The sequence below is a fragment of the Streptomyces dysideae genome (genome assembly GCF_001514305.1).
Classification (GTDB): Bacteria; Actinomycetota; Actinomycetes; order Streptomycetales; family Streptomycetaceae; genus Streptomyces; species Streptomyces dysideae.
Genome location: NZ_KQ949076.1, coordinates 528,452 through 551,710, shown reverse-complemented (window position 1 = coordinate 551,710; position 23,259 = coordinate 528,452). Strand labels below are relative to the sequence as shown.

At 71.7% G+C, this 23,259-nt stretch carries 19 protein-coding genes; 4 read left to right on the top strand and 15 right to left on the bottom strand.

Annotation, left to right across the window (positions count from 1 at the left end; translation table 11 throughout):
• The first annotated feature begins 65 nt into the window (after positions 1–65).
• Entirely contained in the window at positions 66–1,052 is a 987-nt protein-coding gene (locus AQJ91_RS05710; protein ID WP_067016991.1) for a methyltransferase domain-containing protein, read from the top strand.
• A gap of 254 nt (positions 1,053–1,306) precedes the next feature.
• Here the strand turns inward: AQJ91_RS05710 and AQJ91_RS48815 are convergent, their stop codons facing one another.
• The 3 genes from AQJ91_RS48815 to AQJ91_RS05695 all read right to left on the bottom strand — a co-directional run bounded on the left by AQJ91_RS48815 (position 1,307) and on the right by AQJ91_RS05695 (position 6,148).
• On the bottom strand, positions 1,307–3,178 hold the full coding sequence (locus AQJ91_RS48815; RefSeq protein WP_079084688.1) for an FHA domain-containing protein: 1,872 nt from the start codon (positions 3,176–3,178) through the stop codon (positions 1,307–1,309).
• Positions 3,179–3,261: 83 nt separating this feature from the next.
• Positions 3,262–4,608 (bottom strand): vWA domain-containing protein, encoded by a 1,347-nt coding sequence (locus AQJ91_RS05700; protein ID WP_067016987.1) that lies wholly within the window; start codon positions 4,606–4,608, stop codon positions 3,262–3,264.
• Between the two features lie 100 nt (positions 4,609–4,708).
• On the bottom strand, positions 4,709–6,148 hold the full coding sequence (locus AQJ91_RS05695; RefSeq protein WP_407696827.1) for a PP2C family protein-serine/threonine phosphatase: 1,440 nt from the start codon (positions 6,146–6,148) through the stop codon (positions 4,709–4,711).
• On the opposite strand from AQJ91_RS05695, the gene AQJ91_RS55215 reads away from it, so the two are divergent.
• Positions 6,147–6,566, top strand: a complete 420-nt coding sequence (locus AQJ91_RS55215; protein ID WP_234381842.1) for a hypothetical protein — start codon at positions 6,147–6,149, stop codon at positions 6,564–6,566. The genes AQJ91_RS05695 and AQJ91_RS55215 overlap by 2 nt on opposite strands.
• On the opposite strand, the gene AQJ91_RS05685 is transcribed toward AQJ91_RS55215, so the two are convergent.
• Positions 6,542–8,770 (bottom strand): serine/threonine-protein kinase, encoded by a 2,229-nt coding sequence (locus AQJ91_RS05685; protein WP_456113454.1) that lies wholly within the window; start codon positions 8,768–8,770, stop codon positions 6,542–6,544. The two genes, AQJ91_RS55215 and AQJ91_RS05685, sit on opposite strands and share 25 nt — an antisense overlap.
• Here AQJ91_RS05685 and AQJ91_RS58705 point away from each other — a divergent pair.
• Positions 8,745–9,071, top strand: coding sequence for a hypothetical protein (locus AQJ91_RS58705; RefSeq protein ID WP_456113453.1), 327 nt, complete (start codon positions 8,745–8,747; stop codon positions 9,069–9,071). The genes AQJ91_RS05685 and AQJ91_RS58705 overlap by 26 nt on opposite strands.
• A 1-nt stretch (position 9,072) precedes the next feature.
• Here the strand turns inward: AQJ91_RS58705 and AQJ91_RS05680 are convergent, their stop codons facing one another.
• The 10 genes from AQJ91_RS05680 to AQJ91_RS05635 form a co-directional block, all read right to left on the bottom strand.
• Positions 9,073–10,401 carry a hypothetical protein gene (locus tag AQJ91_RS05680; RefSeq protein WP_067016983.1) on the bottom strand — a complete coding sequence of 443 codons (1,329 nt, stop codon included), beginning with the start codon at positions 10,399–10,401 and terminating at the stop codon, positions 9,073–9,075.
• A 66-nt stretch (positions 10,402–10,467) separates the two neighbouring features.
• The gene (locus AQJ91_RS05675) at positions 10,468–11,526 is read right to left on the bottom strand and encodes a glutamate ABC transporter substrate-binding protein (protein ID WP_067017234.1); all 1,059 of its coding nucleotides are present in this window, start codon (positions 11,524–11,526) and stop codon (positions 10,468–10,470) included.
• Positions 11,527–11,540: 14 nt separating this feature from the next.
• Positions 11,541–12,944: a hypothetical protein gene (locus tag AQJ91_RS05670; RefSeq protein WP_067017231.1), complete on the bottom strand. Its 1,404-nt coding sequence runs from the start codon at positions 12,942–12,944 to the stop codon at positions 11,541–11,543.
• Positions 12,945–13,267: 323 nt separating this feature from the next.
• Entirely contained in the window at positions 13,268–14,239 is a 972-nt protein-coding gene (locus AQJ91_RS05665; RefSeq protein ID WP_067016981.1) for an N-acetylglucosamine kinase, read from the bottom strand.
• Positions 14,230–15,495: a 6-phospho-beta-glucosidase gene (locus AQJ91_RS05660; RefSeq protein ID WP_067016979.1), complete on the bottom strand. Its 1,266-nt coding sequence runs from the start codon at positions 15,493–15,495 to the stop codon at positions 14,230–14,232. Before AQJ91_RS05660 ends, AQJ91_RS05665 begins: the two co-directional genes overlap by 10 nt.
• A 6-nt stretch (positions 15,496–15,501) precedes the next feature.
• The gene (locus AQJ91_RS05655; protein ID WP_067016977.1) at positions 15,502–16,395 is read right to left on the bottom strand and encodes a carbohydrate ABC transporter permease; all 894 of its coding nucleotides are present in this window, start codon (positions 16,393–16,395) and stop codon (positions 15,502–15,504) included.
• A gap of 2 nt (positions 16,396–16,397) precedes the next feature.
• Positions 16,398–17,339, bottom strand: coding sequence for a carbohydrate ABC transporter permease (locus AQJ91_RS05650; RefSeq protein WP_067016975.1), 942 nt, complete (start codon positions 17,337–17,339; stop codon positions 16,398–16,400).
• 7 nt (positions 17,340–17,346) lie between these two features.
• Complete coding sequence (locus AQJ91_RS05645; protein WP_067016973.1) at positions 17,347–18,684, bottom strand: ABC transporter substrate-binding protein; 1,338 nt, start codon at positions 18,682–18,684, stop codon at positions 17,347–17,349.
• 94 nt (positions 18,685–18,778) lie between these two features.
• Positions 18,779–20,002 (bottom strand): ROK family transcriptional regulator, encoded by a 1,224-nt coding sequence (locus tag AQJ91_RS05640; RefSeq protein ID WP_067016971.1) that lies wholly within the window; start codon positions 20,000–20,002, stop codon positions 18,779–18,781.
• Between the two features lie 1,380 nt (positions 20,003–21,382).
• The gene (locus tag AQJ91_RS05635) at positions 21,383–21,814 is read right to left on the bottom strand and encodes a hypothetical protein (RefSeq protein ID WP_067016969.1); all 432 of its coding nucleotides are present in this window, start codon (positions 21,812–21,814) and stop codon (positions 21,383–21,385) included.
• Between the two features lie 994 nt (positions 21,815–22,808).
• Between AQJ91_RS05635 and AQJ91_RS05630 the strand changes: the two genes are divergently transcribed.
• A complete protein-coding gene (locus AQJ91_RS05630; RefSeq protein ID WP_067016967.1) occupies positions 22,809–23,069 on the top strand; it encodes a hypothetical protein in 261 nt (86 codons plus the stop codon).
• Positions 23,070–23,083: 14 nt separating this feature from the next.
• Here the strand turns inward: AQJ91_RS05630 and AQJ91_RS05625 are convergent, their stop codons facing one another.
• Positions 23,084–23,257, bottom strand: coding sequence for a DUF397 domain-containing protein (locus AQJ91_RS05625; RefSeq protein WP_067016965.1), 174 nt, complete (start codon positions 23,255–23,257; stop codon positions 23,084–23,086).
• Positions 23,258–23,259 lie beyond the last annotated feature (2 nt).

The window sequence follows — 23,259 nt, the reverse complement described above, 5'->3', positions numbered from 1 at the left end:
AGCTGATTCCGGATCCGTCGGTCCGGGCGCTCGCCTCGCGGCGTCTCGCGCAGCACAGTGGAGTCATGAGCTCGCATGCTCTCGACAAGGACCTGGACGACCTCGCCGCCACGGTGCGGGCGGCGCTGGTGCGGGAGATCGACGCGAGCGGGGCGTGGGCCGCCGATCCCGTGTGGCGGGAGGTGTTCGCGGCGGTGCCGCGCCATCTCTTCGTGCCGTACTACTACGTCGGCGTCGTGGGCGGTTACGAGCGGCGCTGGGGCGAGAGCCCCGATCCGCGGGCCCGTGAGCGCTGGATGGCCGGCGCGTACGCGGACATGCCGCTGGCCACCCGGCTGCGTGACGGCGAGCTCCTCTCCTCCAGCAGCCAGCCCTCGCTCATGGCGATGATGCTGGTTGCGCTCGGGGTGGAGGACGGCAACAGAGTCCTGGAGATCGGGGCGGGCACGGGCTACAACGCCGCGCTGCTCGCCCACCGGCTCGGCGACGACGACCTCGTCACCACCGTCGATCTGGAGCCGGAGATCACCGAGGCGGCCCGGCAGCATCTGGCCGCCGCCGGATACCACCCGGTCGTCGTCACCGGCGACGGCGCGCGCGGGGTCCCCGAACGCGCCCCCTTCGACCGCATCATCGCGACCTGCGCCCTGCCGTCCGTCCCGCACGCCTGGCTCGCCCAGTGCCGCCCCGGCGCCCGGATCCTGACCCCGCTCGGCACCGGCCTGGTCGCCCTGACCGTACGCAACGCCGGACAGGCCGAGGGGCGCTTCCTGCACACGCCCGCCTACTTCGTGCCGTTGCGGGGCGGCACCGGGCTCGAGCCGGAACCGGCGCCGCTCGGCGGGGTGCCGCGCCGGGCCCGGGAGCACGAGCTGTTCCGGTTTCTGCTGGCCCTCTCCCTCGGCAGCCTCGATCCGCAGGAGGTGTACGGCATGTGGGAGCGCGAGGGGCATCCGGAGCGGGAGCGATACGGGGTCACGGTGAGCGGCGAGCGGGAGTGGGCGTGGCTGGACGATCCGGAGGGGCCGTACGTGTGGGCGCTGCCCGGCTGAAACGCCAGGGAGGGGCCGGATACCCGGCCCCTCCCTGTTCGATCAGCTGCGGGAATCTAATGCCCCAACAGGCAACATTCGCCCCGTCGCGACGCCCGGCACGCTCCCCCACTGCCTTAAGGGCGTGGGAGGTGCCCCCACTCGCCGCACCGGGCACAAACCCAGGTACGTCCAGTACGAGGGCTTGTACCCGGCACGCCGAGAGCACGCACCGGACGCCGCTCCTTGACGGGCGAACGGTGCCTGCCGGGGCACTAGCCCCGCCGGATCGTGATCGTCGTCCACGCCCCGACGTGCACCCGGTCCCCGTCCTGCAACGGCACCGGCACGAAGGGCTGGATCGGTTCCTCGCCGCCGTTCACCGTGGTCCCGTTCGTCGAGTTCTGGTCGACGACCGCCCAGCTGCCGTCCGGCTGCTGGACCAGCACCGCGTGCTGGTGCGAGACGCCCGGGTCCTCCGGCGGCACCGACAGGTCGATGTCGGGGGTGTCGCCGGTGGAGTGGCGGCGGCGGCCGATGGTGACCTGGTTGCCGCCGAGGGTGCGCTGCTGCTCGGGCGAGTACGCGGGCAGGTTGAGGCCCGTGGCCTCGGGGCCGGAGCGGTGCATCATCGCCATGAAGTAGTCGCGGTCCGGGCCGATGGTCGCCGTCCAGGTCGCCGGCTGCTGCGGGAAGGCAGGGCCGGGCGGGGCCTGGGTGGAGCCGGGCTGCGGATAGCCGTAGCCACCGCCCTGACCGGGACCGCCGGGACCACCGGGACCGCCCGGTCCGGTCGACGGCGGGGAGATCACCCAGTCGTCGTCACCGCCGCCGAAGGGCGGGCCGCCCTGCTGCGGCGGACGGTTCGTCTCCTGGGGGAACCCGGGCGGGGCAGGCGGGCCGGGCTGATGGAACGCCTGCGGAGCACCACCCGTGGCACCGGGGCCGGCGGGCGGCGTGGGCCCGGGCGGCGGCGGAACCGGCCGCGACGGGTCGGCACCGAAGGGAGGCGGGCCGGGCGGGGCCTGGTTCGAGCCGGGCTGCGGATAGCCGTAGCCGCCGCCCTGACCGGGGCCGCCGGGGCCGCCGGGCCGCGAAGGGTCGGCGCCGAAGGGCGGCGGGCCGCCAGGGCCGGAGGGGCCGCCGGGCCGCGACGGGTCGGCGCCGAAGGGCGGCGGACCGCCGGGACCGGAAGGGCTGTTGGGGCCGCCGGGCCGCGAGGGGTCGGTGCCAAAGCCGGGACCACCGGGGCCTGCAGGACCTCCGGGGCCGCCGGGCCGCGAAGGGTCGGCGCCGAAGGGCGGCGGGCCGCCAGGGCCGGAAGGGCCGCCGGGGCCGCCCGGCCGCGACGGATCCGCGCCGAAGGGCGGCGGACCGCCCGGACCAGAGGGGCTGTTGGGGCCGCCGGGCCGCGACGGGTCGGCGCCGAAGGGCGGCGGGCCGCCGGGACCAGAGGGGCTGTTGGGGCCGCCGGGCCGCGAGGGGTCGGTGCCAAAGCCGGGACCACCGGGGCCTGCAGGACCGCCGGGGCCACCGGGGCCACCGGGGCCACCGGGTCCAGCGGGTCGCGAGGGGTCCGAGCCGAAGGGAGGCGGGCCGCCAGGACCGGAAGGTCCACCCGGGCCGCCCGGCCCCGCAGGGCCCGCGCCGAAGGGCGGCGGACCGCCGGGACCCGGACCGTTGGGGCCGCCCGGTCCCGGCGGTTCCGTGCCGAAGGGGGCGAGGGGCTCGGCGGGTCGGTTCACCTGGGACGGACGCGAGCTCTGGTAGTCGTACGAGTCACCGCCGCCGTACGACGGACCCGGACCTGGCCCCGGTCCCGGCGGCTGCTGGAAGCGTGAGGCCGGGTTCGGGTTCGGGCCGGGCGCCGACTGGCGCGGGGCGGCGGGGGTGTACGAGGTCGCCGTGTTGGTCAGGAAGTTCCACCGGCACTCCTCGCAGAACGGAGCACCGCCCTCACGCGGCGTACGGCACTGCGGGCAGAGCTCCGGCTCGGCGTTCGGACGGCCGCCCTGCGGGGGCGGGAAGCCGTAACCGCCGCCGGGGGGCGGCGGAGGGGGCGGGGGTGCGGAACCGGCCATGCGGTGACCGCAGACCTCGCACCAGTCGTCGGAACCCGACTGGTGTCCGTTCGGGCAGGTCGGCATGTCGGCGCTTCCCCCTCTCCTTTTCCGGCCGGTTCGACCGGATTTCTCCAACCCCAAGGGGTCAGGCTCGCTCTTCCGTCATGTCACTTCTTTACACGAACAGTCTTTGTCGACCGTGTCTCGAGAGTCATCTCGTCGGCCTCCGCGACCTTCGCCTTCAGTCGCACAGTACCTGCCGCGGCGTCGACCACGTCCACCACCTTCGCAAGGAGTTTCGCCGTATCGGCGTTTCCGGAGGCGCTGGCGAGCTGAACGGCGCGGCCCAGTTTGGCCGTTGCTCCATCGACATCTCCCGACTTGCGGAGATCGAGACCTTGTTGGATGGCTTGTGCCAGTTCGGCCTGGCCGGTGTAGTGGGCGACTTGGGGGTTGATCGACGTCGAGGCGACCATGTCGTCGGTCCACACGGCCCGTACGAGACCCTGCGCGCCCAGGTTCTGGGTCGTGCCGTCGGGTTGCGGGACGACCAGCGAGACGCGTGCGGCGAGCATCTCCCGGCCGAGGTCGGCCGAGGGGACCTCGACGCAGACGTGGTAGTCACGGGACTCGTCTCCCCAGGAGCCGGTGGGGTAGTCCCCGGCGCGCGGGCCCGCTTCCGTGCGCCGGTCGGTCAACTCCTCGACCGTCGGCGCGACTTGCTTGACAAACCTGATGGTGGTGCCCACCGGCGTCCACACCCGCAGGGCGACGTCCGCGACCTCCTTGCCCATCGCCGTCTCCATCATCTGCGTGAAGTCGACGGCGAGTCCGGCCGGGTCGGCGACGATGTCGGCGCTGCCGAGCAACACGGAGGCGATGCCTGTGACTTCTTTCACTTCCCAGTCGGTGCCCACGCCACGGGCGTCACAGGTGAAGCGTCCGGCGCAGGAGTCGAGCGCGGCCTTCAGGTTCTCCGGCGACTCGTGTTCGTTGCGGCCGTCGGTGAGCAGGATGCCGTGCCGGATGGCGACGTCCGCCGAGGACAGCAGACGGTCGGTGAGCCGCAGCCAGGTGCCGATGGCCGTACCGCCGCCCGCGCTGAGCTTGCGCAGGGCCTGCTTGGCCTGGTCGCGAGTGGTGGCGTCGGCGACCGCGAGGCGCCCGCCGCCCGGATAGACCTCCTTCGCCATGTGCGTACCGCCGACCACCGCGAAGTGCACGCCGTCGCGCAGGGTGTCGATCGCGGCGGCGGTGGCGTCGCGGGCGTTGCGCATCTTGGTCGGCGGGTAGTCCATCGAGCCCGAGCAGTCCACCATGATCGCCACGGCCGCGGACGGGCCCTGCCCCGGCGCGTAGAGGTGAGGTGCCGCGACCGCGCTTCCGATCGTGCCGCCGCCGGTCGCGGTCACCGTGACGATCGCGTTGACCTCGCGGCCGCCCTCCGGCAGGTACTCGTTCTGGTAGACGTCCATCGAGAACTGCGGCACGTTCGACTTCGAGAAATTGGCCATGCCTTCTCTGATCCCCCTCGAGAACCCCACCGAGGTGGGGAAATGGCTGAATACGGACCGGTCCCCTCCGGTCCGTTGAGGCTGTCCCCGCCGTGCGGCCTCAGGCCGATCCTGCCCCCATCGGCGGGGCCGGGAACGGCAGCACGGCCACTGTTACGTTGTCGTGGCCCCCGCCGTCCAGGGCGTGACCGACCAGGACCCGGGCGCTGTGCAGGGGGCGTACGGCGGCGTCGAGGGGGACGGCCTCGGCCATCTCCCCGGCCGCCTCGGCGTAGTTCCACAGCCCGTCCGTGCACACCACCACTACACCCGGCCGGTCCGGCTTGAAGGAAGCGGTGTGCGGCTCCAGTTCGTACGCGTCCGCGCCGAGCCAGCCCGTGATGGCGTGGGCGCGCTCGTCGGCGTAGGCCTCCGCCTCGTTCATCAGGCCGGCGGCGACCATCTGCGCGGCCCAGGAGTCGTCCTCGGTGAGCCGGGCCGGGGGAGAGCTCCGGTCCACCGGGATCCAGTAGGCGCGGCTGTCGCCGACCCAGCCGACGACCAGCAGGCCGGCGGTGACGACGGAGCCGACGATCGTGCAGGCGGGGGCGTTCTGGTGCGGGGCGTGTTCGCGGGCGGTGGCCGGTTCGTCGGCCAGGGCGTTGACCGCGTGCGAGGCGGCGATGATCGCCTCGTGCATGGCCTGCTGCGGGTGCGTGCCGCGTGGCAGGGCGGCCAGCAGGGACTCGCCGGCCGCGCGGGACGCGGCGAGGGAGGCCTCGTCGGGGCGGGTCGCGGAGGAGACGCCGTCGCAGACGATCGCCAGGACCGCGGGGGAGCCGTCGGGCAGCGCGGTGCAGCCGACGGAGAACGCGTCCTCGTTGCGGTGGTGGCGCAGGCCGCGGTCGCTGACGGCGGCGACCGGGCCTGCGTCGTGCTCCATGTGGTCCCGCTCGCGCGGCTGGGCGTGCCCGCAGGTCTCGCAGTACCCGTCACTGTCGACGCGGCCCGCACGGCAGGCCACGCACAGCTTGATGCCCTCGGCCGGGGGCGGCCGGTCGGTGACCACACGCGGGTCGGGCGCCTGCAGCGGGTACTCGTCGGGCTCCGGCGGCCGGTGGAACTGCACGCCGGTGGCGGGGGACCCCGGGGAGCCGGTCGGCACGTCGTTGCCGTCGGGGGCCAGGGCGGGCGCCGGGGGCATGGGTGGGGCGGCCGGTACGTCGTGACTGTCCGGGGTCGGTGAGCCGGCCGGCGGCGCCTCGGGCGGCCTGTGTGCGCTCGGTGGCGGCGGGGGCGTGCCCGGCGCGGGTGGCTGCGGGGGCGTGCCCGGCGCGGGTGGCTGCGGTGCGCCCGGCGGCGGCAGCGGGGAGCCGTAGGGCGGTTCGTTGCCGCCTGAGCCTGTCCCCTGGGCCGGGGCGGGTGCCGGGGGCGTGGGCGAGCCGGCCGGCGGCGCCACGGACGGGCTGGGTGCGCCCGGCGCGGGTGGCTGCGGCGCGCCGTGCGGGTGTTCGTTGCCGCCTGAGCCTGTCCCCTGGGCCGGGGCGGGTGCCGGGGGCATGGGCGGGCCGGCCTGGGGCGGCCTGGGTGCGCCCACCGGCGGCGGGGGCGTGCCCGGCACCGGTGACTGCGGGGCGCCCGCCCACGGCATCCGCGGGGCGCCGTGCGGCAGTTCGTTGCCGCCTGAGACCCCCGCCCGTAGGTCCGTCGGCAGGTGTGCCGGCGGTGGGGAGGCGGAGCCGGGCGGCTCGGGGGCGACCGGCCAGCCCGCGCCGGCTGTTCCCGTCTGCGGGGCCGAGCCGTTCATGGCGATCGTCGGGCTGTCGCCCGGTCGTGCGGGTACGGCGGACAGGTCGTATCCACACGCACCGCAGAAACGGTCACCCGACTCGAGCGGCTCCTCGCAGCTCGGACACTTCGACAAGGCTGTCGGCTGGGGCATCTGCGACATCAACTACACCCACGTCCGGGGGCGGTAACGGTTGGCACGTTCCACCAGGTCGATCCTCTCCTCGCCACCCCGTGCGAGCCGGGCCAGCGTGCGGTACGAACGCTCCAGGCCGAAACGCAGTCCCCGCTCGTCCAGGCCACTGCCGAGCAGCGCCCGTCCCCCGGGGGCGGGCGGGGCGGAACCCTGGCCACCGGAGAGTACCCAGTCCAGGGCACAGCCGAGGACTTCCGCCGACAACTGCTCGCGGCGCGCCGGGTCCAGACCGTACGCGTCCAGCGCCTCGACCTGCCCGGCGGCGGCGGTCAGGTCGTCCAGGAACGGTACGGCACCGGCGACTTCCGTGTGCTGCCGCAGCCGTGCGCGGACGGCCGCCACGCGTGCGGCCACGAAGTGGATGGACGACTCCGGCACCGACTCCAGCGTCCCCACGGCGCCACGCCGGTCGCCGGTGGCGAGCTGGACGCGGGCCAGGCCGAAGGCGGCGCTCACATAGCTGGGGTCGGTGGACCACACGAGCCGGTAGTACTCGGCGGCGTTGTCCAGCTGCCCCAGCACCTCCGCGCACAGACCGAGGGCCAGCTTGGGGGCGGGTTCGCCGGGGAAGGCGTCGTAGATCGCGTCGAAGGCGAGTGCGGCGCCCTCCTGGTCGCCGGTGACGAGGGCGGCGACGCCGCGGTACCAGACGACGCGCCAGTCGTCGGGCCGCTCGTCCTCCAGCCGCAGCAGCGTCTCGTGCGCGGTGGCCGCGTCACCGTTCTCCAGCCAGGCCCGCACCCGACGCAGCCGCGTCTCGACACTGGGCGTCGGCGCCGCTGCCAGCGCCCCGAGCAGCTCGGCCGCCGCGGTCGTCATCAGCCCCGCCAGGAACCCGGCGTTGGGGTCGGCGGGATCGACGTGGGGGACCGGGAGGGCGAGGGCGGCGGCGGGGGCGGCGATGGGCTTGACGATGGCCGGGGCGTTGGGGGCGGGGGCGACGGGAAGCACGGGAGTGGTGGTGGCAGGGGGAGTCGCTGTCTTCTTCCCCGCGCGCACCACCCGCGCCCCCAGCCGCGACACCTCCCCGGCCGGCTTCGGGAACAACTCCGTGTCCGTGACCCGGACTTCGGGACCGAACAGCGTCGACAGCGACGGACGCGCCCGTCCCGTCTGCAGGGACACGACCTCCCGCAGGACGCCCGTCAGCTGCTCGGCCATCTCCTGGGCGGACGCGAACCTGCGGGCCGGGTCCGGGTCGGTGGCGCGGACCAGGAGGCGGTAGAAGGACTCGTACCGTTGGAAGACCTCGATGTTGTCGGGGTCGGGCAGGGAGTCGATGTAGACGTTCGTGTAACCCTGGAAGTCGAAGGTCAGGACGGCGAGCGTACGGGCGACGGTGTACAGGTCGGACGCCACCGACGGGCCGACCTCCGCGACCTCCGGCGCCTGGTAGCCCACCGTGCCGTAGATGGCCGACTCCTCGTCGTCCATCCTGCGCACCGCGCCCATGTCGATCAGCTTGAGCTGGTCCTCGGTCTGGATGGCGTTGTCGACCTTGAAGTCGCAGTACAGGAGGTTGCGGCTGTGCAGATGGCCGAGCGCCTCCAGCGCCTCGATGCCGTACGCGCAGGCCTGCTCCACCGGCAGCGGGTCACGCCTGCCCTGCGGGGTACGGCGTGAATTCGCGATCTCCTTCAGAGACTTGCCGCCGACGTACTCCATGACGATGTACCCGTCCAGCGAACCGGTGCGCTGGTCGAGGTGCTCGACGAAGTTGTAGATGCGGACGATGTTGGCGTGCTCGATCTCCGCCAGGAAGCGCCGCTCGGAGATCGCCGCCGCCATCGCGTCCTGGTCGCCCGTGTCCAGCAGGCCCTTCAGCACGACCCACCGGTCCGACACCGCGCGGTCCACGGCCAGGTAGACCCAGCCCAGACCGCCGTGCGCCAGACAGCCCACGACCTCGTACTGGCCGTGCACGACATCGCCGGCCTGCAGCTTCGGGACGAAGGAGTACGGGTGTCCGCACTTGGTGCAGAAACCTTCCGTACGCCCCGGACGGTCGCCCCGCGCCCGGCCCACCGGCGCCCCGCAGTCCGAGCGCGAGCAGAACCGCTTGCGCTCGGGCACCTCCGGGTTCTCCTGCACCATCGCGCGCGGGTCGGGCCGTGGCACGTCCGGCACCTGTACCAGGCCGACGCCGAGCCGGCCGCGGCCGCTGGAGCCGGCGGTGGAGCCGGAGCTGCGCACCGACACCGAGCGGCTGGTGGAACGGCCCGACAGGGCACGCGACAGCCGCCCCGACACCGAGCGCCGGGACCTCGACGAATGCGACGACGTACGCGAACTGCCGCGGCTGCTGGAGCGCGAACTGCTGCTGCCCGACGAGCCCTTGCCGCCGCGGGTCATCCCGGTCGGCGGTGAGCCCACCATGCCGGTCGACGAGACGACCGGGGCGAGACCACAGGTGTCGCAGTACAGCTCGCCGCCGCCCACGTCCTCGTACGTCCCGTCGCAGTCCGGCCGTTGGCACGCCCGCTGTGCCTGGCTCGCCTGACTCATGACTCCCCCCTACGGTCCTGCGGTCCGCCCGGCCCCGGTACGCGCGGGCCGGCGAACTGTTCGGCGGCCGCCTGCTGGTAGCGCAGCACGGCCTGTTCGGCGACGCGCAGGTCGCAGGGCGCGCTCCACAGCATGCGGCGGGCCGCGTCGTACCGCTCGATGAGCAGAGCGTCCTCCGCGAGGCCGTGCCGGGCGACCTTCGCCCTGTACGCGTCGAGGCGGCCGCGCAGCTCGGCGCGGACCGCCAGGGGCGCGGTGACCGCGGTCAACGACTCGCGGGCGCGAAGCAGTTCGTCCTCCGCCTTCTGCTCCAGGGACTCCAGGAGCGGGGACAGACGGTGCCACTGGGCCTGTCTGCGGTACTCGGCGGCCATTGCCAGCTGCTCCTGCAGCGCGGTCGGCGGGCCGCTGACGACCGGCACCTCGGTGGCGGCGATCTTCGCGAGGACCTCACCGCGCGCGGTACGCGCCTCGGCGAGGGTGCGGTCCGCGCGGGACAGCACGTCGCGCAGCCGCACCAGCCGCTGCTCGGCGTCCTGGCGGACCGTCAGCACGGCGTCGATCTCCCGCCGTACGTCCTCCAGAGCGCGCGCCTCACGGTCGTAGACCGTGGTGTCCGGCTTCCCGCCGCCCGGCGCCGAACTGCCCGGCGCGGGCGCCCAGTACGCGAGCGGGTCGGACACCACCTCCTCGCGCAGCCTGGTGAGCGTGCGGGTGATGCGCTCCAGGTCGTCGCCCGCCGGATGCTCGCCGGGGCGTACGCCGACGGAGTGCGCGAGGCGGCGGGTGCGCTGGAGTTCCGCGGCCAGTAAATCGATACGGGCGGGCAGCGCCGACCACACCGCGTCGGCGGCGACGACCATGTCCAGCGACGTCGCGTACAACTCGTTCATCCGGTCCACCAGCGCGGCCAGCGAGAACTGCTCGCTGAGCTTGCCCGGACCGCCGTGCAGCGTGGGCGCGTTGGCGGTGGCCGTGGCACTGCCGGCCACCGTCACACACTCGCCGCGCAGCAACTCCGTCAGCTCCACCAGGTCGTCCCGGCTGGACCAGCGGCGGCGCGCGCGGATGTCACGCGCGGAGCGCAGCGCGTCCGTGTACGCGTCGAAGTACGCCCACAGCAGCGTGATCGACGCCTCCGCGGCCGTCCAGCGCTCCTTGGTGACGCCCGTGAGCTCGGCGCCCTCGAGGAGTCTGCGGCCCGCGTGGTCCTGCAGGGCGAGGAGCGAGGTCTCGATCGCCTCGTACTCCGCGCCGAGCCGCGCCAGCGCACGGTCCACCTCGTCCCGGTCCATCACCGGCCCGGGGGGTCCCGTGACGCCCATCGATCACCTCTCGCTGCGTGTGTGTTTCCGTCGGTAGGTTGTCGGCAGTCGGTGCTTGACGCTCTCTCAGCTCTTGCGCAGGTACTCCGGGGCGGGCGGTTCCGACATCGCCGGCTCCTCGCCCAGTGTCGCCGACAGCCACCTGTCGTACGACGCCTGCCAGCCGCCCGCGGTGTCCTTGTGGTAGTCCACCAGGATCTGGTTGACCCGGCGTACCAGATCGTCGGCGTCCTTCTTCATCGCCACGCCGTAGTACTCGACAGTGAAGGGGTCGCCCTTGAGCTCGACCGTCGGGTCCTGCGCGGCCTGGCTCGCGGCGAGCGCGCCGTCGGTCACCACGGCGTCCACCTCGCCGAGTTGCAGCCGCACCAGGCAGTCCAGCTGGTTGGGCACGGTGGTGGATATGTCGGCGGAGGCGGGGACCTTGCCGCCCTGCTGGTCGTTCTTCAGCGCGGTGTTGGCGGTGGAGCCCTCCGCCGTGCAGATCCGCTGGTCGGCGAGGGTGTCGTCGTAGCCCTTGACCGTCGAGGACTTGGGGGCGAGGAGCTGCTGGCCGGTCTTGAAGTAGGGGGCGGAGAAGGCGACGTCGGACAGGCGGGAGCAGTTGATGGTCATCGTGCGGACCACCATGTCGACCCGGCCGTCCTGGATCGCCTGGATGCGCTGGTTGGTGGGGATCGCCTTGAACTGGACCGCGTCCCGGTCGCCGAGGATGTCCTCGGCGATACGGTGCACCAGGTCGATGTCGAAGCCCTCCAGCTCGGCGGACTTGCCGCTGTTGGGGTTGCGGTAGCCCCAGCGGTAGCTGTTCTGGTCGACGCCGACGATCAGTTTGCGCTTCTCGCCCTCACGGCTCTTGATCGCCTCGATGGTGGCGCCGTCCGCACCCGACGGCGACAGCGTCTGCTTCTCCGGGGCCTTCTGGATCTCCGGGTCCGCGCACAGGTCGGCCCGGGCCTGGCTGCCGTACGCGCCCCCTCGGCCGCCGGTTCCCGTGCTCCCGTCGCCGGACGACTGGGTGAGCGGCAGCAGCAGTACGAAGGCCATGGCCAAGGCGCAGACGACCGCCATCGCGCCCACCCCGCCCCAGCCCCGCAGGCCGGCCCGCAGACGTCGCGTATACATCGTCACGCCCCCTTTCACCGGTACTCCGACAGCCTGCGTCCGATGCCCAGCACCGCGCCGGCCGCGCCCAGGACGGCGAGGACCGCGGCGCCCGCCGGCAGTCCGGTCATCGCGTCCAGGCCGTCGCCGGCGGCCCGCTTGAACTCGATCTGCTCGTGGCCGAGCGCGACGGCGAGCCGCTCGTCGACGTTGTCGAAGCACTCGCCGGTGGTGCCCTTGGTGCCTATCACCTTGTCCAGCGCGGCCTGGTAGTCGCCGTTGTCGTCCTCGTCGCGGGCGGAGGTGTGACGGTCCTGCCACACCTTCATGAACCCGGCGGCCGCGGTGACCGGCCGCTCGCCCGCCCGGTCGTCGGCGAGCCTCTCCGCCTCGGCCAGGCCCTTGGCGAGGGCGTCCATGTCCGTCCGGAACGCGTTGTCGTACGCGTCGCGGATCTGGCCGCCCACCTCGACGGTCTCGGCGCCGCGGGCCACCAGCGTGAGGTTCTCGTTGCCGCGCGCCTTGAGGGACGCGATGCGGGCGTCGTGCAGGACGTTCAGCGAGCGGACGCCGTGGTCGTACGAGTCGTTCAGGCCCGCGCGGGCGACGCTGTGGCCGACGACCAGCCACAGCAGCACCACCGTGGCCGTCGCCGAGGCGGCGACCAGGCCGTGGTTCAGGACGCGGTGCGTACGGAGGTAGTTGCGGCGCTGGGCCCAGGCGAGGCCGCCGAGCGCGAGGACGCCGAGCGCGATCGCGGCCCACGGGTAGGGCGTGGCGTCCGCGTAGTCGGCACGCAGCCGCTGATTCTCCGTCGTGTACAGCTCCTCCGCCGCCGGAAGCATCTCCTCCTGCATCTTCTCGTTGGCGTAGCGCAGGTAGGCGCCGCCGACCGGGAAGCCCTGGCGGTTGTAGGTGCGGGCCCGCTCCACGAGGCCCTTGTACTCCGGCAGCAGCCGGTTCAGCTTGGCGATCGTCTCCGCGGAGGGGGAGTCGGGGTCCGAGTTGGCCGCGGCGTTGACGAGCTTGCCGGCGGCCGTGCGGATGTCCTTCTCGTACCGGTCGCGGGTCTCCTTCGTCTCCTGACCGCCGGCCAGGAAGCCGCTGGAGGCCGCGGTGTTGGCGTCGGCGAGCGAGCGGTAGATGTCCGCCGCGTCCGAGGTGAGGGGCTGGCTGCTGTTCAGCACGTCGTCGGCGGCCGTCGCCCGCTCGGTCATCTGCCAGGCGGTCACGGCGCCGAACGCGACGACGAGGAGGGCGAGGAGGGCGCCGATGATGCGGAGGCGGCCGGGTTCGGTGGTCGCCGCTGCGCGGAGCTGGTCGAGGCCCTCGGCGAAGGCCGTACGGCGTCGCTCCGCCGGTGGCGCGGAGGAAACGGGGGATGCGGGAGGTGTGGGTGGACGGCCGCTCTGCCCGGGCTGTGGTGGTACGGACGGCATCGTGGGCACGCTGTGTCCCGGTGGTGGCGCCGCGCTGCTCTTCGGCGGGTGTGTCACTGCTGACCTCCCCCATGGTCATCCATCGCCGCAAGTATCGCTGCCGGGACTGACATTCCGCACCGGCCTTCACGGATCTTGATGGGATCGCAGTGCGGCCACCGAAATCCCGACACACCGGGGTACGCCTCGCACCACCCCCTGCCCATGAATACGCCCCCGGCATCAGTTCGGTTCCGCCTCGGGTGGGTGGGCGCAGGCCGTTCACGGTCGGGAGAATGGCTTTCTCAGCCCGTCCGGCGTTCGAGGGCGAGAAAACCCGGCGTTCAGGATTCGAAGTACGCCCGCGCCCTCCCCTGTACCTCAGCCCCCGCCCCCACCCCATCCAGCCCCAACAACACCGCCCCCAACACCGGCGGAGCCTCAACCACCCGCACCACCGCCTTCGGAGCCCGCACCCCCAGCAACTCCCGGATCCCACCGTCCAGTCGGGGATGCCGAGCCGCCAGCACACCCCCACCCAGCACCACCGGCGTCTCCTCCGCCAGCAACTCCAGCCGCGTCAACGCCACCGTCGCCATGGCCACCACCTCCTCCGCCAGCCGGTCGACCAGCGACCGCGCCACCGCGTCGCCACCCGCCGCCGCCGCGAACAACACCGGGGTCAGTTCATGCCGACGAACCTGCGGAACGTGTTCCAGATGCAGCGCCTCGATCAGGGCGTACATGGACGCCAGCCCGAAGTGGGCGGGAAGAGCCCGCGCCAACTCCGTACGCACCCCCCGCCCGTCCTCCGCCCGAGCCGCGAACCACAACGCCTCCTCCGCCAGCCCCCAGCCCCCACCCCAGTCCCCGGAGATCCGTCCCAGCGCGGGAAATCGCGCGGTACGCCCATCGGGCCGCATCCCGACGCAGTTGATCCCCGCGCCGCAGACGACGGCGACCCCCCGCGGCTCGGTCACCCCGGCCCGCAGGATCGCGAACGTGTCGTTGCGCACCTCCACGCGCGCCCCCCACGCGCGCGCGTGCAGCGCCGCCGCCAACCGCTCCTCCTCGACGGGGAAGTCGGCGTTCGCGAGGCACGCCGAGACAAGCTCGACCGAGCTGACGCCCGCCGCGGCGAAGGCCCGCCCCACCGCCTCGGCGACCGCGTCCACCGCCGCCTCGACCCCCGCCGCCGGCGGCCGGAACCCGCCCCCGCGCGCCGTGGCGAGGACGCTCCCGTCGGCCGCCACGACCGCGACGTCGGTCTTGCTGTTGCCCGCGTCGACGGCGAGGACACATGCGGTCAGGCCCACGCGAGATGCTCCCGGTTGTGTGCGATCAGTCGGTCGGTGAGGGCTTCGGCGTACTCGTACTGGCCGACCAGGGGATGGGACAGCAGCGCCCGGAACACCCGCTCACGCCCCCCGCGCAACGCCGCCTCCAGCGCCAGCCCCTCGTACGCCGTCACCTGTGCCATCAGCCCCGCGTACAGCGGATCCACGGTCGCCACCGGCAGCGGCGTCGGACCCCTGCCGCCCACCGCCGCCTGCACCTCCACCACCGCGTCGTCGGGCAGGAACGGCAGCGTGCCCCGGTTGTACGTGTTCACCACCTGGTACGGGCTGCCTCCCCCGCCGAGCAGCCCGGCCGCGAGATCCACGGCCGCCTCCGAGTAGTACGCGCCGCCGCGCCTGGCCAGCAGCTCCGGCTTCCCGTCCAGGGCCGGATCGGCGTACAGCGCGAGCAACTGCCGCTCCATCTCCGCCACTTCAGCCGCCCGGGACGGCTTCGTGCGCAGCTCCCGTACGACCTCGTCGTGTGCGTAGAAGTAGCGGAGGTAGTAGGAGGGGATCACCCCCAGACGGTCCAGCAGCGGGCGCGGCAGGCGCAGGTCGGCGGCGATCGTCTCGCCGTGGTCGGCCAGCAGCTTGGGCAGTACGTTCTCGCCCTCGGGGCCGCCCAGGCGTACCCCCGTCTCCCAGGTGAGGTGGTTGAGGCCGACGTGGTCCAGGTGGATGTCGGCCGGGGCGACCCCCAGCATGCCCGCGAACTTCCGCTGGAATCCGATCGCCACGTTGCACAGTCCGACCGCCTTGTGGCCGGCCTGGAGCAGGGCGCGGGTGACGATGCCGACCGGGTTGGTGAAGTCGATGATCCAGGCGTGGGGGTTGGTACGGCGGACCCGTTCGGCGATGTCGAGGACGACCGGGACCGTGCGCAGGGCCTTCGCCAGGCCGCCGGCGCCCGTCGTCTCCTGGCCCACGCAGCCGCACTCCAGGGGCCAGGTCTCGTCCTGTTCGCGGGCCGCCTGGCCGCCGACGCGGAGCTGGAGCAGGACCGCGTCGGCGCCGTCCACGGCCGCGTCCAGGTCGGCGGTCGTCGTCACGCGTCCCGGGTGGCCCTGGCGCGCGAAGATACGGCGGGCCAGGGCGCCGACCAGCTCAAGCCGGTCCGCCGCCGGGTCGACCAGGACCAGCTCCTCCACGGGCAGGGTGTCGCGCAGGCGCGCGAAGCCGTCGACGAGTTCGGGGGTGTAGGTCGACCCTCCGCCGACCACGGTGAGTTTCATACGTGTTTAACCCTTCACTCCGGTGAGGGTGACGCCCTCGACGAACGCCTTCTGTGCGAAGAAGAACACGAGGATCACGGGGGCCATGACCAGGACGGTCGCGGCCATGGTCAGGTTCCAGTCGGTGTGGTGGGCGCCCTTGAACGACTCGAGGCCGTACGACAGCGTCCACGCGCCGGGGTTCTCGGAGGCGTAGATCTGCGGCCCGAAGTAGTCGTTCCAGGCGTAGAAGAACTGGAAGAGGGCGACGGCCGCGATGCCCGGCCGGGCCATCGGCAGGACCACCTTCAGCAGCGTGCGCAGCTCACCGCAGCCGTCCACCTTCGCCGCGTCCAGGTACTCGTTCGGGATGGTCATCAGGAACTGGCGCAGCAGGAAGATCGAGAACGCGTCGCCGAACGCCATCGGGATGATCAGCGGCCACAGCGTGCCGGACAGGTCCAGCTGCTTCGCCCAGAACAGGTACATCGGGATGATGACCACCTGCGGCGGCAGCATCATCATCGAGATCACCAGCATCAGGGACAGATTCCGGCCCCGGAAGCGGAACTTGGCGAGCGCGTACGCCACCGGGATCGACGACACGACGGTGAGGACGGTGCCGAGGCCGGCGTAGATCAGGGTGTTCTTCCACCAGGTGAGGAAGCCCGGAGTGTCGAACACCTTCCGGTAGTTGGTCCACTCCCAGGTGTCCGGCACCAGGTCCCGGCTCAGTGCCTGCGAGTCGCTCATCAGCGAGGTCAGGAACACGAACACGAAGGGGAGGGTGAAGAAGAGGGCGGTCGCCACGCCGAGAGAGTGGACCGCGATCCACTCCAGGAGTGCCCGGCGGCGGGCGACGCGCTCGGCCGGGGTCACGGACGGCCGCAACTCGACCGACTTGTCCAGCACTTGGGTCATGGTCAGTCACCTGCCTGGATGAGACCGCCCCGGCGCCGCATCAGGAACGCGGTGAACACCATCGACAGGGCGAAGAGGACGAGGGCGACGACACACGCCGAGCCGTAGTCGAAGCGCTGGAAGCCGAGGTTGTAGACGAGCTGGGGGAGGGTGAGGGTGGACTTGTCCGGGTAGCCGGGCTCGAACAGGGTGCCCGCGCCCTGGATGACGCCCGAGGCGACCTTTCCCGCGATCAGTGGCTGTGTGTAGTACTGCATCGTCTGGATCACACCGGTGACGACCGCGAACATGACGATGGGGGAGATGTTCGGGAGCGTCACGTACCGGAACCGCTGCCAGGCCGACGCGCCGTCCAACTCGGCCGCCTCGTACTGCTCCTGGGGTACGTCGAGCAGCGCGGCCATGAAGATGACCATCAGGTCGCCGATGCCCCAGAGGGCGAGCAGTGTGAGAGCCGGCTTGGACCAGGTGGGGTCGTTGAACCAGCCCGGGGCCGGAAGGCCGATCTTCTCCAGGACCGAGTTCACCGGGCCCGTACCGGGGTTGAGCAGGAAGGCGAACGCCATCGTCGCCGCCACCGGTGGGGCGAGGTAGGGGAGGTAGAAGAGGGTGCGGAAGACGCCCGTGCCGGACTTGATCTTCGTGATCAGGAGGCCGACACCGAGGCCGAAGGCGACCCGCAGGGCGACCATGATGACGACCAGCCACAGGGTGTTGCGCAGGGCGGGCCAGAAGAGCGGGTAGTGCTCGAAGACGTAGGTCCAGTTCCGGGTTCCGCTCCACGTCGGCGGTTTGAAGCCGTCGTAGTGCATGAAGGAGAAATAGACCGTCGAGATCAGCGGATACGCGAAGAACACCGCGAATCCGATCAGCCAGGGCGACATGAAGGCGACGGTGCGAAGCGCCGCCTTGCGGCGCTTCGACGCGAGCGTGACCGTGCTCATCGGAGGGCTACTTCGCCTGCGCGATGTCCGTGTCGATCTGCCGGGCGGTGTCCTGAAGGCCCTTCTTCAGATCGGTGACCTTGCCGCTCTCGTAGTCGTAGCCGAGCTCCTGGATCGTGGCGAGATACACACCGCCGTTCACGGAGGCGGGTGAGGTGGTCGAGTTCGGGTTCGCGGCGATCTCCAGGAACGTCTTGAAGCGCGGGTCGTACTTCAGCTTCGGCGACTTGAGCGCGGCGAGTGTCGACGGCACGTTGTGGATGGCGTTGGAGAATCCGACCACCGCGTCCGTGTCCGTCGTGATGTACTTCATCAGCTCCCAGGCGGCGTTCTGCTTCTCACTGGTCGCGGCGATACCGGCGATCGTGCCGGTGATGTAGCCCTTGCCGTACTCGTCGGCCTGGTCGTCCGGGACGGGCAGCGGGGCGACGCCGATCTCGAAGTCGGGCTTGGCGTCCAGAGCCATGCCGAGCCGCCACTCGCCGTCGAGCTGCATCGCGACCTGACCGGTGTGGAAGGGGTGCTTGGGCCCCCACTCGTCGCCCAGCTTGGAACGGTAGGTCTCCAGCTTCTCGAAGCCGCCGAGTTCGTCGACGAGCTTCTTCTGAAGCGTGAAACTCGCCTCGAACGCCGGGTCCTTGGCGATGTTCGACCTGCCGTCGGCGTCGAAGTACGTCGGGGAGAACTGGCCGAGATAGTGCTCGGTGGTCGACTCCCAGCCGTGGTAGTTCGGCATGAAGCCGAGCTGCTTGTAACTGTTCCCTTGCGCGATGGTCAACTCCTTGGCGTCGGCGGCGAATTCGGACCAGGTCCTGGGCGGCTCGGAAATGCCGGCCTCCTCGAACGCGGTCTTGTTGTAGTAGAGGCCGTACGCGTCGCCCAGCAGCGGTACGGAACACCGGTTGCCGTCGAACTGGGTGTACTCGTTCATGGCCTTGGGAAATGTCTTCTCCGGCTCGACCCCCGACTTCTCGAAGAAGGGATTGAGGTCGACGAGAGCGCCGGAGGAGCAGAACTTCCCGACGCTGTTGGTGGTGAAGGACGAGATGACGTCGGGGGCTTTGTCGCCGCCCGCGCGCAGCGCCTGGTTCATCTTGTCGTCGGTCATGTTGCCCACGACGTTGACGTGGATGTTCGGGTGCGCCTTCTCGAAGCCGGCGATCAGCGACTTGACGGCCGCGACCTCGGCGGGCGCACTCCAGGCGTGCCAGAAGTTGAGGGTCGTCTCCTTCGCGGCGTCGCCGTCGGCGGCGGATCCGGACTGGCCGGTGCAGGCGGTGGCGAGGAGGGCGATGGAGGCGGTGGCGGCGAGAGCGATGGCCGCGTTCCGTGACATTCCGGGCATGACAGGGTCTCCCAGGGGCAGGACGGGGTGGATGAGGGAAGGCGGGGGGTGAGTATGAGGGGACTGCGAGGGGGTACGGGGGGAACTGCGGGGATCAGCGGGAGGCGGCGGCGGTGTCGAAGACCTCGTCGCGAGTCGTGGCGAGCGCGCTTTCCAACGCGCCCCGCAGTACGGGGTGTTCGCGCACGTCACCGATGACGAGCCGGGGCCGGGCCGCTGCCAGCTCCTGCAACTCGGCCTGCACGAGGGCGCGCAGCGCCTCGCCGCCGGAGGTGAGGGAGGCGCCGCTGAGGACGACGAGTTCGGGGTCGAGGACGGAGACGAGGGAGGCGAGACCGGTGGCGAGCCGGGTGGCGTAGGTCTCCAACAGGCGCTGGAACGCCGGGACGTCGGCCTGCTCGGCGGCCCGCGCGACGAGGACGGCGGCGACCTCGGCGTACGGCCCCGTCGGGATGTCCTCGATCCCCAGCTCGCGGGCGATCTTGGGTACGGCCTGCGAGCCGGCGAGTTCCTGGTAGCCGCCGCTGTTGGCCTTGGTGACCTGCCGGACGAGGGGTGTGCCCGGCACGGGCAGGAAGCCGACCTCGCCGGCGCCGCCGGTCCAGCCGCGGTGCAGACGCCCGCCGAGGACGAGGGCGGCGCCGAGACCGCCTTCGTTCCAGAGCAGGACGAAGTCCTCGTGCCCCCGCGCCGCACCGAGCCGCTGTTCGGCTACGGCGGCGAGGTTGACGTCGTTCTCGTACTCGACCGGTATCGGCAGGGCGGCGGCGAGTGCGTCGAGGAGGGCGGGGGAGTGCCAGCCGGGGAGGTGGGAGGCGTAGCGGAGGCGGCCGGTGTTGGGGTCGAAGGCGCCAGGGGTGCCGATGACGAGCCGGTGGACGTCGTCACGGGCGAGCCCGGCGGCCTTCACGGCACCGTCGAGGGCGTCGGTGACCTGCCGGACGACGGGCTGGGCGGGGCGTCTTCCCGGGGTCGGGAGTTCGTACGAGCCCACCGTGCGGCCGGTGATGTCGGCGACGGCGGCGAGGATGCGTTCGGGGGTGACGTCGAGGCCGGCGGCGTACGCGGCGGCCGGATTCACCTCGTACAGCTGGGCGTTGGGCCCCGGCCGTCCCTCGGTGGTGCCGGACGCGAGCACGAGCCCGGCGGCCTCCAGACGGGCCAGAAGCTGGGAGGCGGTCGGCTTGGAGAGGCCGGTGAGCTTGCCGATCCGCGTCCGGGACAGCTGCCCGTGCTCCATGAGGAGGTCCAGGGCGGCACGGTCGTTCATGGCCCGCAGAACGCGCGGGGTGCCCGGCGTACCGGCGGTTCCTGCCATGGGGTCGACACCTGCCTCTCGGCTGTCCAGCTTTTCAGTGACCTGGGAGGGAAGTCCATCGGGGGCCCGGGTACGGGGCCCTCGGCGATCACTGTTAGGAAAGTTTCCTATCGGATGGCAGGAAGGTATGCCCGAAGGGAAGGGGGCGTCAATAGGTACAGACCTTGAGGTGGCGCAGTCGTTACGGCGTCCGCCAGGTCGGGCGTGGATCCGGTGAATCGGCCACAGCCAAGAAACCCTGCTCAGGACGCCGGACGCGCTTGTCGCTCCCCACCCTGCGGACAGCGCCCGTTGTCCGCAGGCCACCCACCACATCGTTCACCGGCCGGTCTGGCAGACCGGCCGGTGGGCAACAGTGCTGACCTGCTGGGCTGTCGCCGTGTCCCGGCCCGGGAGAAGGCCCGTCGGCGAGCCGAGCACGAGCGCTCGATGCGAGTCCATGAAGAGATCGACCAAGCAGCGGGAGAGGCCGAATGACATGGCCCTCAGCCACGATCAGCGCGACCAGATCGAGCGGCGGATCCGCGCGGCGATCGACCGGCTACTGGCCAGACGGATCCCCGCCCGGGCAGGGCCTGCGACGTCAAGACGCTCGCCCGCGAGGCGGGCATCTCCCGCGCATCCCTCTACCGAACCTGGGGCCATCTCAAGGACGAGTTCAAGCAACGTCGAGCCGCTGCCAGGGCTGCCGGGCACCGCCCGACCCGTGAGAGGCCCGCACGGCACGGCTTCGGAACCTCGACCAGCGGAGGAAGGCCGTAACCGTCGACTATGCCGCGACGCGATGGGGCAGGCGCTGAACGCGCGTCAGCATTCCCATGCAGGAGAAGGACCAGCCACACGACAGCCGACCGGCGCGCGACTGCAGCGGCGGGAGACCGGAGCCCTGCACCGGCCTCCGTGTGGCGCACGATCGACGCACATCACGACCCGGCACTGATTCCAGAGCTGCCGCCGCCCCCAAGCGGCGCCGGTGGTCTTCCGCCACCTCCGGCCAGTGCCTCCTCAGCCACAGCCGTCGCCAGCCGGCGGACGTGGATTACCGATGTCTCCGCTTCCGGCGTCGCTACTAGCGTCGCTGCTAGGGGGGAGGAGCATCAGTACCTCCGCCCCCTGTGCCGGAGCCGTCGCTGGTTGGCGGCAGTGGTGCTCCGCCACCTCCGCTAGAGGCGTCGCCAGTCGGCGCCGGTGGGTCGCCAGATCCTCCGCCAGTGCCGTCGCCCGGCGCCGGTGGGTCGCCAGATCCTCCGCCAGTGCCGTCGCCGTCGCCGCCCGGGGGTGGCGGATCAGAGACGCCTCCGCCGCTTTCGTCGCCAGTCGGCGGCGGTGGTACTTCGACTCCGCCTCCGCCAGTGTCCTCGTCAGTCGGCGGCGGTGGTGTTACGCCTCCTCCTCCACCATCGCCGTCGTCAGTCGGTGGATGAGGATCAGCGGCGTCGCCGCTGCCGTCGCTACTCGGGGGCGGAGGAGGATCCCCGGAGTCTCCGCCCGGGGGCCGAGGGGTATCGTCGACGCCGCTTCCGTCGCCAGTCGGCGGAGGAGTATCGGCGGGGTCTCCGCTTCCTCCGCCAGTCGACGGAGGCGGATTACCGATATCTCCGCCTCCTGTGTCGTCGATAGGCGGTGGTGGTGGTACTTCGCCTCCGCCGCCACCGCCGTCGCCAGTTGGCGGCGGTGGTGTGACCCCTCCGCCGCCCGCTCCGCTGCCATCGGTCGGGGGAGGGGCATCGCCACCAGTTCCGCTTCCGGCGTCGTTACTTGGAGGCGGAGGATTTTCGACGCCTCCGCCGTCGGTCGGCGGAGCAGGATCATTGCCTCCTCCGTCGTTTTTATTGGTGGGCGGTTGGGGGTTACCCGCGCCGCCTCCGCCGCCGGGATTCTCGGTGCCGCTGCCGTCGGTCGGCGGAGGGAGGCCTATGACGCCGGTTCCCTTGTGTGAGTGCGGGTTGCAGAAGGTGTGCGGGATGCGTGGGTTTCTGTCCTTGTTGTGCGAGTGGGGGTTTCCGCACTCGCACGGGGTGTGTGGGTTTCCGTGGTGGTGCGAGGTGGCGGTGCTGGTGCGGTTGCAGTGCTGGACTGTGTCTGCCGCTGTGCTCGCCAGTGTTGTTGCTGGGGAGGCGGCCATCGCGAGGGCTGCAAGAGCGGACACGGGGCCACCCTGGCCAGTTTCCTCTTCATTTCATCCCCTCATATCTTGGCATCGTATACGCCGTATCCTTATGCCGTACATGCGGGTCATAATGGGCGCAATCGGGTCAGGTGTAGAGCGCAGCCCCGGTCGTAGCCGGGGGCGGGAGTGCCTGATCAACGGCGGATCTGCTGATCGGCGGAATTCGACTGGCAGGGGCCTGGATGCTGCCCCGCCCGCGGCGCACGTCTCGGCTGCCCGCCGGCCACGACCGAGGACAGGTGCGTCACGCCCCGGACCTGTTCGCCCGCCCCGGGAACAGCGCTACGTCCACCGCGAAGCTTTTCGCCGTCTGCAGGAAAACGATCTACAAGTACGCGCCCCGGGTTGAAGGGGGGTCGGGTCGGCCGAGGGGACGGCGTGCCATGGCGCCGACACCTTGTTCCCCGCGCCATTCCAGGATCAGTAGGGCTGTGTCCTCCACGCCGGAGTTCAGGTCGGCCTTCGGTCAACGGCCCTTCGAATGAGTTCGACACCTGCAACAGCACAAAGCGAAACGGCCATTGACGGCCTCATCGTGTTCGCGGTTTCCCGACGGCTGGTCGAGGCGCTTGCCGGGGCGGGGGCTGTACTGCTGGGTGGCGTAGGGGCGTACGGCTCGACGGCTAGGCTGCGCGAATGTCGCGTGATCGCCACCGTTCACTCCTCGCCCTCGCCTCGCTGGCCGTCATCCTCGCGGGCGTTTCTTTCGTCTTCTGGGCTACGCGGGACGTGCGGGGCGGGGACTGTTTGGTCGCCGTATCGCGGATCTCCGCTGTGGGCAGCGAGCCGCCGGCCGGTCGGGAGCTTGAGGAACTCGCCCGGCGGGCTTACGAGGAGGCGGTCGCCGACGGGCGATGCGAGGCGCCGGGGCCGCGGTGGCGGGAGTGGTTCGACTGAGGCGTGGGGGTCCCTCAGGTAAGTGACGCGGTGAACTCCTCCCAGGCCTTGGGGGTGAGCCGGAGTATGGGGCCGTCGAGGGTCTTGGAGTCGCGGACGGCGACGGTACGGGGGATGTTGCGGGCGACTTCGACGCATTGGCCTCCGGTGTTGCTGTAGCTGGACTTCACGAAGTCGAACTCGGGCATGG